Source organism: Halodurantibacterium daqingense (assembly GCF_042666235.1).
In the GTDB taxonomy this organism is placed as follows: Bacteria; Pseudomonadota; Alphaproteobacteria; order Rhodobacterales; family Rhodobacteraceae; genus Halodurantibacterium; species Halodurantibacterium daqingensis.
In genome coordinates, this window is record NZ_JBHTFQ010000002.1 from 76,123 (window position 1) to 87,679 (window position 11,557).

General features: G+C 65.6%; 11 protein-coding genes. 6 read left to right on the forward strand and 5 right to left on the reverse strand.

What is annotated here, in order from left to right:
• Positions 1-112: 112 nt before the first annotated feature.
• Positions 113-616: a hypothetical protein gene (locus tag ACFQXB_RS03755; RefSeq protein WP_377399361.1), complete on the forward strand. Its 504-nt coding sequence runs from the start codon at positions 113-115 to the stop codon at positions 614-616.
• Here the strand turns inward: ACFQXB_RS03755 and ACFQXB_RS03760 are convergent.
• The 3 genes from ACFQXB_RS03760 to glmU are packed head-to-tail and all read right to left on the reverse strand — an operon-like array spanning position 606 to position 4,445.
• A complete protein-coding gene (locus ACFQXB_RS03760) occupies positions 606-1,295 on the reverse strand; it encodes a DNA alkylation repair protein (RefSeq protein ID WP_377399364.1) in 690 nt (229 codons plus the stop codon). The genes ACFQXB_RS03755 and ACFQXB_RS03760 overlap by 11 nt on opposite strands.
• A complete protein-coding gene (gene glmS / locus ACFQXB_RS03765; protein WP_377399367.1) occupies positions 1,292-3,103 on the reverse strand; it encodes a glutamine--fructose-6-phosphate transaminase (isomerizing) in 1,812 nt (603 codons plus the stop codon). Before glmS ends, ACFQXB_RS03760 begins: the two co-directional genes overlap by 4 nt.
• A gap of 1 nt (position 3,104) precedes the next feature.
• The gene (glmU, locus tag ACFQXB_RS03770) at positions 3,105-4,445 is read right to left on the reverse strand and encodes a bifunctional UDP-N-acetylglucosamine diphosphorylase/glucosamine-1-phosphate N-acetyltransferase GlmU (RefSeq protein WP_377399370.1); all 1,341 of its coding nucleotides are present in this window, start codon (positions 4,443-4,445) and stop codon (positions 3,105-3,107) included.
• A 134-nt stretch (positions 4,446-4,579) separates the two neighbouring features.
• On the opposite strand from glmU, the gene ACFQXB_RS03775 reads away from it, so the two are divergent.
• On the forward strand, positions 4,580-5,248 hold the full coding sequence (locus ACFQXB_RS03775) for an HAD-IA family hydrolase (RefSeq protein ID WP_377399373.1): 669 nt from the start codon (positions 4,580-4,582) through the stop codon (positions 5,246-5,248).
• On the opposite strand, the gene ACFQXB_RS03780 is transcribed toward ACFQXB_RS03775, so the two are convergent.
• A complete protein-coding gene (locus ACFQXB_RS03780) occupies positions 5,245-5,556 on the reverse strand; it encodes a DUF6476 family protein (protein WP_377399375.1) in 312 nt (103 codons plus the stop codon). The two genes, ACFQXB_RS03775 and ACFQXB_RS03780, sit on opposite strands and share 4 nt — an antisense overlap.
• A gap of 11 nt (positions 5,557-5,567) precedes the next feature.
• Here ACFQXB_RS03780 and ACFQXB_RS03785 point away from each other — a divergent pair, with 11 nt between their 5' ends.
• The 4 genes from ACFQXB_RS03785 (at position 5,568) to ACFQXB_RS03800 (ending at position 9,627) form a co-directional block, all read left to right on the forward strand.
• Positions 5,568-6,617, forward strand: coding sequence for an RluA family pseudouridine synthase (locus tag ACFQXB_RS03785; protein ID WP_377399377.1), 1,050 nt, complete (start codon positions 5,568-5,570; stop codon positions 6,615-6,617).
• A 106-nt stretch (positions 6,618-6,723) separates the two neighbouring features.
• Entirely contained in the window at positions 6,724-7,620 is an 897-nt protein-coding gene (rpoH, locus tag ACFQXB_RS03790) for an RNA polymerase sigma factor RpoH (RefSeq protein WP_377399381.1), read from the forward strand.
• 56 nt (positions 7,621-7,676) lie between these two features.
• Positions 7,677-8,645, forward strand: coding sequence for a Gfo/Idh/MocA family protein (locus ACFQXB_RS03795; protein WP_377399384.1), 969 nt, complete (start codon positions 7,677-7,679; stop codon positions 8,643-8,645).
• A gap of 250 nt (positions 8,646-8,895) precedes the next feature.
• Positions 8,896-9,627: an outer membrane protein gene (locus ACFQXB_RS03800; RefSeq protein ID WP_377399387.1), complete on the forward strand. Its 732-nt coding sequence runs from the start codon at positions 8,896-8,898 to the stop codon at positions 9,625-9,627.
• Between the two features lie 55 nt (positions 9,628-9,682).
• Here ACFQXB_RS03800 and ACFQXB_RS03805 read toward each other — a convergent pair whose 3' ends face one another.
• Positions 9,683-11,503, reverse strand: a complete 1,821-nt coding sequence (locus tag ACFQXB_RS03805) for a M3 family oligoendopeptidase (protein WP_377399390.1) — start codon at positions 11,501-11,503, stop codon at positions 9,683-9,685.
• Between the last annotated feature and the right edge of the window lie 54 nt (positions 11,504-11,557).

Consider the following 11,557-nt stretch of genomic DNA (forward strand, 5'->3'; position numbering starts at 1 on the left):
CAAGGTAGGCGCGCAGCCGTTCGGGGGCAAGCGGCGGAAAGCCGCGCAGCCAGCTTTATTGTCGGTTCAGGTGCCGGTTGAAAGACTGTCCCTGCCGAACTACCCTTGAGCGATGAGAGATCGCGCCCCCCATATCCCCGCTTCGCCTGCCACGTTGGCCGGTGGTCATCTGCGGCTGCCCGCCGCGCTGGCGCTGGCCCTTGGTCTTGCCGCCTGTGCCGACACCGCGCACAGCCCGCCCCAGACTGCGCAACCCGCGGCTGCGCCTGCAAGCGCTTCGCCCGCGCCGCGCCCCGGGGCGACGGCCCGAAGCGCGGCCGATTTCGATACCGCCAGCGCCGAAGAACGTGCCGCTGCAAGGGCGCCGGCCACCGGGGGGCAGGAACTTGGGCGCAACACCGTGTCGCTGGGCAATCCGGCGGAAACGGGCTTCTGGCTGCGCACGCCGCTGGTCAGCACCGAAACCCCGGGGCGGGTGGTCGCGGCCAATGGGCAGGCGGTAAACGTGACGCTGATCCCGGCAAGCGATACCGGCGGGCGGCTGTCGCTTTCGGCCTATCAGGCGCTGGGCCTTCCGCTGACCGCGTTGCCGACCGTTCAGGTCTTTACGCGCTGAGATTGAGATAACGCGCCGCCTCGCGCCGGGCAAAGGATTTGAGCCTGGCGCCCTCGGCTTCCAGAAAGGCGCGGGCGCGGGCTGCGTCGTGCTTGGACAGGTCCCGGATCCACCAGGCGATGGCCTTCTGGATGAACCAGTCGCGATCCGCGACATAGCGCGCCGCCCAGCCCAGCACCTGTTCGCGGATCTCCAGATCCTCGGGTTTGGGGAAGTTCATCTTGGCCCAGGGCAGCGTGATTACCAGCGCCGCGCGGCGGGTCCAGAGGTTTTCGTGCCGCGTCCATTCCTCGACCGCGGCAAGCCGCCCTGGATCGGCCAGAAGACGCTTCTGCCCGGCGATGCAGGCGGCATCGGCAATGGCCCAACCGTCGAATTCGGGCGCCCAGGCAAGGATCAGCGTCCAGGCCCCGGCATCATCGGGGCGGATGCGCGCCTGGGTCAGCAGCTTGGCCGCCGCGATCCTGCCCTCGAAGATGCCGCCGTCCCAGAGGCCTGCCGCCAGTGCCAGCCGATCCTCAAGCGCCATGCTCTCGCGCCAGCTGCGGGCAAGGCGGTCGATGGCCGGCGCCGCCACCCCCAGAACCTCGCGTCCGGTCTTGTGGTAGGCGGCCATTTCGGCGGCCTTCTGCGGATTACCTTCGGCGCGCAGGGCCGTGATCGCATCCTCGGGGGTCATTCCACCGTCACCGATTTCGCAAGGTTGCGCGGCTGGTCCACATCCGTCCCCTTGGCGATTGCGGTGTGATAGGCCAGCATCTGCGCGGGCAGAGCGTAAAGCACCGGCGCCAGCCAGGGTTCGATCCGGGGCAGGGTAAGGCTGCGCCAGACGCCCGCGCCGGCCTCGTGCACGCCTTCGGCATCCGAGATCAGCAGCACCTTGCCATGCCGGGCCATCACCTCCTGCATGTTCGAGACCGTCTTTTCATAAAGCGCGTCACGCGGGGCCAGAACCACCACCGGCACATGCTGGTCGATCAAGGCGATCGGCCCGTGCTTCAGTTCGCCAGATGCATAGCCTTCGGCGTGGATATAGCTGATTTCCTTCAGCTTCAGCGCGCCTTCCAGCGCCAGCGGATACATCGGCCCGCGCCCCAGGAACAGGATGTCCTGCGCTTCGGCGAGATCGGCGGCGATGCGGGCCACGTCATTGCCCAGCAGCAGCGCGTGGTTCATCAGCCCCGGCAGGTTGCGCAGATGCGCAAGATGGGCGGCAAGCTGATCCGCATCCATGCGCCCCCGATCCACCGCGGCCTTCAGCGCCATCAGTGCCAGAACCGTCAGCTGGCAGGTGAACCCCTTGGTCGAGGCGACCGACACCTCGACCCCCGCAAGGATCGGCAGCGCCACGTCGCTTTCCCGCGCGATGGAGCTGGTCGAGACATTGACGACCGAGACGACCTTGGCGACCTTCTCTTTCGTGTAGCGCAGGGCGGCGAGCGTATCGGCTGTCTCGCCAGACTGGCTGACGAAAACCGACCAGGAGGCCGGCGACAGCGGCGGTTCGCGATAGCGGAACTCGCTTGCGATATCCACCTCGACGGGCAGGCCGGCAAGCTGCTCGAACCAGTATTTCGCCACCATGCAGGCATAAGAGGCCGTGCCGCAGGCCACCATCACCAGCCGGTCGCAGACGGCGAAATCGAGGCCCGGCATCTCGATCCCGGCGTCACTCAGATAATGATCCAGCGCCGAGCCGATCACGCCGGGCTGTTCGGCGATTTCCTTCGCCATGAAGTGCTTGTAGCCACCCTTGTCGATCCGGGCGGCGCCGATCTGGATCTGCGTGACCGCGCGATTGGCGCGCCGGCCGGCGGCGTCGAAGATCTCGGCGCCCTTGCGGGTGATGACGGCCCAGTCGCCCTCTTCCAGATAGGTGATCCGGTCGGTCAGCGGCGCCAGCGCGATCGCGTCCGAGCCGACGAACATTTCGCCCTCGCCATGGCCGATGGCAAGGGGCGACCCCTGCCGCGCGCAGATCAGCAGGTCGTCCTCGCCGTCGAACAGGAAGCACAGGGCGAAGGCCCCGGTCAGGCGGCGGATCGTGGCCTCGGCGGCCTCGGCGGGGCTCATGCCTTCGGCCATGTGACGCTCGGCCAGCAGCACGATGGTTTCGGTGTCGGTCTCGGTCTGGAACTGGGCTCCGGCGGCCGAAAGCTCTTCGCGAAGTTCGCGGAAGTTCTCGATGATGCCGTTATGAACCACCGCCACGCCGCCGGCGCGGTGAGGATGGGCATTGGTGACGCTGGGCGCGCCATGGGTGGCCCAGCGGGTGTGGCCGATCCCCGCCTTGCCCGCCAGCGGTTCGTGAACCAGAAGGTCCGAGAGGTTCACAAGCTTGCCCACCGCACGCCGGCGGTCCAGCCGCCCCTGATGCACGGTCGCGATGCCCGCGCTGTCATAGCCGCGATACTCGAGCCGCTTGAGCGCCTCGACCATGAGGGGGGCAGCCTCGTGGCTGCCCAGAACGCCGATGATCCCGCACATGTCAGTGGCCCCCCTTGGCGGCGCGCAGTTTTTCGAACAGGCGCCGCGCAAATCCCTCCTTGGTGACCTGCCGCGCGCGGCCCACCGCCAACGCATCGGCGGGAACATCGGCGGTGATGACCGAACCGCTTGCCGTCATCGCCCCCGCACCGATCCGCACCGGCGCAACAAGCATCGTGTCCGATCCGATGAAGGCGCGGGCGCCGATCTCGGTCCGGTGCTTGGAGACGCCGTCATAGTTGCAGGTGACAGTGCCCGCGCCGATGTTGGCACCTTCGCCGACATGGGCATCCCCGACATAGCTGAGGTGGTTGACCTTCGCGCCCGCGTCCAGCACGGCGTTCTTGATCTCGACAAAGTTTCCGACCCGTGCGCCTTCGGACAGTTCGGCGCCGGGACGCAGCCGCGCAAAGGGCCCGACCTGTGCGCCCTGGCTGACATGGCAACCCTCGAGATGGCAGAAGGCGCGGATCTCGGCGCCCGATTCAACCGTGACGCCGGGGCCGAAGACCACGTTCGGCCCGACCACCGCATCGCGGCCCACGACCGTATCGAAGGCGAAATGGATCGTTTCCGGGGCGATCAGGCTTACACCGTTTTCCAGCGCCTCGGCGCGGGCGCGGGCCTGGAAGGCGGCTTCGGCTGCGGCAAGTTCTGCACGGGTGTTGATGCCCAGCGTCTCGGCTTCGTCGCAGGTCACGACGCCGGCTGAAAGCCCGCGCGCCCGCGCCAGGGCCACGATATCGGGCAGGTAGTATTCCCCGGCGGCATTGTCGTTGCCAACCTCGGCCACAAGCGCCATCAGCAGCGCGGCATCGGCGCAAACGACGCCGGAGTTGCACAGGGTGAGCGCGCGCTCTTCCTCGGTGGCGTCCTTCCATTCGACGATGCGGGCCAGTTCCGACCCCTCCATCACCAGCCGTCCATAGCGGCCCGGATCGCGCGCCTTGAAGCCCAGGACCACCACATGATGATCGGCCCGGGCGCGCAGCATCGCCTCGATCGTCGCGTCGCTGATGAAGGGCGTGTCGCCATAAAGCACCACCGCATCGCCCCCTGCGCCCTTCAGCGCCGGGGCGGCCTGCAGGACGGCATGGGCAGTGCCAAGCTGTTCGGCCTGTTCAACCACCTGCACATCGGGGTTGAGGCCGCGCGCCGTGCGCGCCACCTCGGTCCCGCCATGACCGGTGACAACCACCACGCGGTCCGGGCCCTGCCGGTCGGCGGTGGCCATGGCATGGGCCAGCAGCGGCGCCCCGGCCAGCGCGTGCAGCACCTTCGGCCGTTCGGAGTTCATGCGCGTGCCCTGTCCGGCGGCGAGGATGATGAAGGAAACTGCCATGGTCTGCCTTTGCTGCGCCCCGTCGGGCCTTTTCTTTCGCTTGTGCCCGTTTTACCGATGGGCAGTGTCGCCGCAAGGGTGGCGGGATCACTTCTCTTTACCACGCATTACAGGCGCGGGCTTCGGGGGTTTGGATGACGCGGACGGTAATTTTCGACCTTGACGGCACCATCGCCGATACCAGCGCCGATCTGATCGCCGCGGCCAACGTCTGTTTCCGCGGGCTGGGCCACGGCGATCTGTTGCATCCCGAACAGGATGCGCTGACCGCCTTTCACGGTGGGCGGGCGATGCTGCGGCTGGGCCTCGGGCGCGTGTCGCGGGATTGGACCGAGGCACTGGTGGATGAACAGTATCCGCTGCTTCTGCAGGCCTATGCCGATGAAATCGCCACGCACACGCGGCTTTATCCCGGCGTCGAGGATGCCGTGGCGCGGCTTGCCGGCGCGGGCTATCGCCTTGGCATCTGCACCAACAAGCCCGAGGGCCTGGCCGAGACGCTGTTGCGCCAGCTGGGTTTTCGCGATGTCTTTGCTTCGCTTGTCGGGGCCGACACGCTGCCCGTGCGCAAGCCCGATCCGTTGCCTTACCGCGCTGCGGTCGAGCGGGCCGGGGGCGTGGTGGGGCGCTCGATGCTGGTGGGGGATACGGCGACCGACCGCGAAACCGCGCGCGCTGCAGGTGTGCCGGTGGCGCTGATCACCTTCGGACCTTCGGGGCGCGAGGTGGCGGCCCTGCAGCCCGAGGCGCTTCTGGATCATTTCGACCAGCTTTTCGATCTGGCCGAGATGCTGATCGCCTAGTCGATCCGGATGCGCTGGCGCAGGGCGCCGTCAGTGCTGTCGAAGATCAGGATTTCGTCGCCATCGGTCACCACCGCGAACCAGCCGGTGCCTTGGGTGAAGGCGTGGGCGCTGCTGCCCTCGGGCAGGGAAATCGCCTCGGGGAGCGCCGGCAGCGCAGACTTGGGCGGGATCAGGGTCAGCCGGGTGACAAGCAGCGCGATGATGATTACAAGCCCTGCAATCATCACGACGGTCAGCACCGTGACCAGCCGTTTCAGAAACCGAAGCTCGCGGGGCACCGGCCCGGGGGCATCCTTGTCAGTCATCGGGGTATCCCATGCAGTCGCTTCAGGTGACGATCGCCGCCAACCCGCCCGACCGCCTTGATAAGGCGCTTGCCCGCGATGTGCCAGAGGCGGCCGCGCTGTCACGTTCGCGCCTTGCGCGGCTGATTGCCGAAGGGGCCGTATCGCGCGGGAACGAGGTGTTGACCGAGGCCAAGGCCCGCGTGTCCGAGGGCGAGGTGCTGACGATCCGCCTTGACGCGCCCGAGCCGGTCGAGACCCTGGCGCAGGACATCCCGCTGAACGTGGTCTGGGAGGACGGCGATCTGATCGTGATCGACAAGCCGGCGGGGATGGTCGTGCATCCCGCGCCCGGTTCACCCGACCGCACCCTGGTCAACGCGCTGCTGCACCATTGCGGCGATACGCTTTCCGGCATCGGCGGTGAGCGGCGGCCCGGCATCGTGCACCGGATCGACAAGGATACCTCGGGGCTGCTGGTCGTGGCCAAATCGGACCGGGCGCACCACGGGCTGGCGGCCCAGTTCGAAAGCCACAGCGCCCATCGCCGCTATCTTGCCCTGTGTCACGGGGTGCCCGACGCCGCGGATCCGCGCCTGCGCGGGGTGCGCGGCGCCAGCTTCGAGCCGGGAAACATCCTCAAGATCACCACGCACCTCGCCCGGCACAAGACCGATCGCCAGCGTCAGGCCGTGTTGTTTCAGGGGGGACGCCATGCTGTCACGCGGGCGCGGGTGCTGGAAAGCTTCGGAACGCCGCCCTCGGTCGCCCTGCTGGAATGCTGGCTGGAAACCGGGCGCACCCATCAGATCCGGGTGCACCTTGCCCATGCCGGACATGGGCTGGTGGGCGATCCGACCTATGGCGGGCGCCGCAAGCCGGCGGCCAAGGCGCTGGGCGCTGCGGCTGCGGCCGCGGTCGAGGCCTTCCCACGGCAGGCGCTTCACGCCGCCACGCTGGGGTTTTCCCATCCGGTGACGCAGGAATGGCTTGAATTTCACAGCCCGATTCCACCCGATATGCAGGCGCTGCTTGATACGTTGTCGGAAAGGGCCGCGTCACGGGAGGACACATCAGCGTGAAGCGCTGACACAAATATGGCGCGCGATCCGTTGGACGTGCATCTGAAAGGAAAACCGCGGAGCTGCGGCAGGGGCCGTGGCATCGTCTCGCAAGGGGGACATCGACATGAGCAGCTATACCAATCTTCCCGCCCCCAGCCCGGAACAGGGCCTGAACCGCTATCTTCAGGAAATCCGCAAGTTCCCGATGCTGGAGCCCGAGGAAGAATACATGCTGGCCAAACGCTGGGTGGATCACCAGGATGCGCAGGCAGCGCACAAGCTGGTCACCTCGCATCTGCGGCTCGCGGCGAAGATCGCCATGGGCTATCGCGGCTATGGCCTGCCGCAGGCCGAGGTGATCTCCGAGGCGAACGTCGGCCTGATGCAGGCCGTCAAGCGCTTTGACCCCGAAAAAGGCTTCCGCCTTGCGACCTATGCGATGTGGTGGATCCGGGCGAGCATCCAGGAATACATCCTGCGGTCCTGGAGCCTCGTGAAGCTCGGCACCACCAGCGCGCAGAAAAAACTGTTCTTCAACCTGCGCAAGGCGAAATCCCGCATCGGCGCGCTGGAGGAAGGCGATCTGCGCCCCGAGAACGTGGCCCAGATCGCCAAGGATCTCTCGGTCACCGAAGATGAGGTGATCGCCATGAACCGGCGCATGTCGGGCGGCGATGCGTCGCTGAATGCGACTGTCGGCATGGATGGCGAAGGGGCGACACAGTGGCAGGACTGGCTTGAAGACGAAGATGCCGACCAGGCCGGCGATTATGCCGAACGCGACGAGCTTGAGGCCCGGCGGGCGCTGCTGATGCAGGCGATGGATGTGCTCAATGACCGCGAAAAGGATATCCTGATGCAGCGGCGGTTGCAGGACCAGCCGGTCACGCTCGAGGATCTGTCGGCGCAATACGAAGTCAGCCGCGAGCGTATCCGCCAGATCGAGGTCCGTGCCTTCGAGAAATTGCAGAAACGCATGCGCGACCTCGCGCGGGAAAAGGGCATGCTCACCCCGGCGTGATGCTTCCGCTCGGCATCTGGTTGCGCTAACATCGGCGCAACCACGAGGAGGATTGCATGACCCATCTGCGCTGGGGCGTTCTTGGTGCGGCCAAGATCGCCCGCAATTTCGTCTGTCCCGCCATCCATCAGGCCGAAGGCGCCGCGCTGGTCGCGCTGGCAACACAATCCGCCGAAAAGGCGCAGCCCTTCCTGGCGCGCTATCCCGGGTTGCGCATCCACGACAGCTATGAGGCGCTGCTGCAGGATCCGGATATCGACGCAGTCTATGTTCCGCTGCCCAACCACCTGCATGTCGAATGGACGGAACGCGCGTTGCGGGCGGGCAAGCATGTGCTGTGCGAAAAGCCCATCGCGCTAGCCGCGTCCGAGATCGACCGACTGATCGCGGCCCGTGACGAAACGGGGTTGATGGCGGCCGAAGCCTTCATGATCCTGCACCACCCGCAATGGCAGCGCGCGCGCGACCTGCTGAAGGATGGCGCGATCGGGCGCCTGCGCCATGTCGATGGGGTCTTCACCTATCGCAACACCGACGCCGGCAATATCCGTAACCGCGCCGAGATGGGCGGCGGCGGCATCTATGACATCGGGGTCTATCCGCTGATCGGCACCCGCTTCGTCACGGGGCGCGAACCCGATGATGTCGTTGCCAGGTTCGAGCTTGAAAGCGGCGTGGACACCTTTGCGCGGGTCTGGGCCGAATTCGGCGATGTCTCGTTGTCCTTTTCCTGCGGGATGCGGTTGCACCCGCGTCAGGAAATGGTGTTTCACGGCGAAGAGGGATGGCTGCGACTGACCGCGCCCTTCAATGCCAATGTCTATGGTCCGACGCAGTTGCACTGGGCGCGACCGGACGGAACCCTGATGATCGAGGATTATTCCGGCGTCGATCATTACCGGCTGATGGTCGAAGCCTTCTGCGCAAGCGTGCAGCAGGGGCTGCCCTTCGCCTGCCCGCTGGAGTTTTCACAGGGCAATCAGAGAGCACTTGACCGAATCCTGACTGCAGGGCAGGGAAGATGAAGAAGAAGATCGGGGGGATGACCGAAAGATGTTCGCTGCCACTTTCGGCAGCACATGTTTTCTGTAGCGCGCTGTACGCGACAGAGGAAGGTTAAAACTGTGTTAAAAATACCCGCGTGGCAGATTTTCTGCGCGGGTCATTTTGCTATTCGGGGCTCTGTCCTTGCCGCGTAAGTATGGCAATGCCATCTTTCGGGTATCACGCCGCGGGCTTCGCCAGAAGCTGCGGGGTTCATATGGAGTACTTAGTATGGCACAACGTTTTCCCCACCTCTCCCTCACGGCTGGCATTCTGGGCGCCGCCGCCCTTTTCCCGCTGTCGGCGATTGCCGGCGGCCCCACGGCGCCGATCGCCGAGCCGACCATCATCCCGGCCGCCCCGGCGCCGGTCGCAGCACCTCTGAACCGCTTTGTCGGCCCCTATGTCGGTGCTTCGCTTGGCTGGGGCTTCAGCGGCGATGACACCGTTGGCGTCGGCATCGAAGGCGGCCCGGTGACGGACTATGGTGTTCTTGAGAATGACGGCGTCATTGGCGGCGTCCATGCCGGCTACCGCTGGGGCTACAACAACTTCGTGTTCGGTGGCGAGATCGGGCTTGACGGTTCGGACGTGGGCTCGAGTGCTTCGGTCGATGGCGTCGACTCCAGCATGAGCATCAACTACCTGCTGACCGCAAAGGCTCAGGCCGGCGTCCAGGCAACCAACGACACGCTGCTTTACGTCACGGGCGGCGTGGCCCATGGCGAAGTCGACTACGCGGTGAACGGTGACGGCGTCGCCTCGATCAACGATACGACCAACCGCACCGGCTATGTGGTGGGTGCAGGCGTGGAATGGGCCTGGGATCAGTCCTGGTCGATCCGTGGTGAATACAACTACACCAACCTCGGCAAGTACCGCATCAATGATGATCTTGGCCGCGGCACCAGCGCCACGCCGGACTTCCATTCGCTGCGCGTGGGCGTGAACTTCAGCTTCTGACACGGCATCCGGATCGGAAGTTCAGGGCCGCCACCTTCGGGTGGCGGCCCTTTCGTCAGCCCATGGCTTCCAGTTCGTCGATCATGCCGGCGATCATGCTGAGGCCCTTGTCCCAGAATTTCGGATCGCTCGCGTCGAGGCCAAAGGGGGCCAGAAGCTCCTTGTGGTGCTTCGACCCGCCGGCCTTCAGCATCTCGAAATACTTCTCCTGAAAATCGGGCAGACCTTCCTCATAAGCGGCGTAGAGCGCGTTCACCAGCCCGTCGCCGAACGCGTAGGCATAGACGTAGAAGGGCGAGTGCACGAAATGCGGCACATAGGTCCAGAACGTCTCATACCCGTCCATGAAGTTGAACGCGTCGCCGAGGCTTTCGGCCTGCACGCTCATCCACAGGGCGTTGATGTCGTCGGGGGTCAGTTCGCCCTCGCGCCGTGCGGCGTGCAGCTTGCATTCAAAGTCGTAGAAGGCGATCTGGCGCACGACCGTGTTGATCATATCCTCGACCTTGCCGGCGAGCAGGGTCTTCCGTTCGCCTTCGGTCTTGGCGCGGGACAGCAGCGTCTTGAAGGTCAGCATCTCGCCAAAGACGCTTGCGGTTTCCGCCAGTGTCAGGGGGGTGGATGACAGAAGCTCACCCTGACCTGCCGCCAGCACCTGATGGACGCCGTGCCCAAGTTCATGCGCCAGCGTCATCACGTCCCGCGGCTTGCCCATGTAGTTGAGCATCACATAGGGATGAACAGTCGTCACCGTCGGGTGGGCAAAGGCCCCCGGCGCCTTGCCCGGCTTCACGCCCGCATCGATCCAACCCTTCGTAAAGAACGGCGCGGCCAGTTCGGCCATGCGCGGATCGAAGCCTTCATAGGCGTCGCTCACCAGCTTGCGGGCCTCATCCCAGCCAACGGTCCTGGGCGTCTCGATCGGGAGGGGGGCGTTCCGGTCCCAGACCTCCAGCTTGTCCAGACCCATCCATTTGGCCTTCAACGCGTAGTAGCGATGCGAGAGCTTCGGGTAGGCCGCGACGACGGCATTGCGCAGCGCCTCGACCACCTCGGGTTCGACGTGGTTCGACAGGTGTCGGCCGGTCTGCGGCGTCGGCATCTTGCGCCAGCGGTCGCTGATTTCCTTTTCCTTGGCCAGCGTGTTGTGGACGCGGGCGAACAGCCGGACGTTCTTCTGGAAGACTTCGGCCAGTGCCTTTGCCGCATCCTCGCGCCGCGAACGGTCGGGGTCCGTCAGCAGGTTCAGCGTTTCCTCAAGGTTCCGCGTTTCGCCCACGACCTGAAAGGTCAGCCCGGCCATCGTTTCATCGAACAGGCGGTTCCATGCCGCCGCGCCCACTGTGGACTGGTCGTGGAGGAAGCGTTCAAGTTCGTCCGACAACTGGTGCGGGCGCATGGCGCGCATCCGCTCGAACACCGGGCGATAGCGGGCGAGGTCGGCATTCGCTTCCAGCAGCCGTTCCAGATGCGCATCCTCCAGCCGGTTGAATTCCAGGCTGAAGAAGACCAGCGGCGTGGTGAAGGCTGTAATGCGATCCTGCGCATCGGCCATGAACTTGGCACGCTCGCTGTCCATCGTGTTCTGGTAATAGCGCAGGCCCGCATAGGACATCAGCCGTCCGGCGATGATGTCGATTTCCTCATAGCGCTCGACGCAATCCAGCATCCCCGCCGCGTCAAGCGTCGCCAGCTTGCCTTCGTAATCCGCCGCGAAATCGGCGCAGGCCTGTTCCAGCCAGTCCATGTCTCGGGTGACTTCGGGCGCGTCGGGGGCGGGATAGAGGTCGGTCAGGTCCCACTCGGGCAGTTGCCCCAGACCCCCACCGGCGCTGGCATTGGCGTCAAAGACGGGGCGGGGCAGGTGGGACAACATCAGGAAACCTCATTCTTGCGTTCGCCTGAACATATGTCCTTGGGCCGCCCGGCT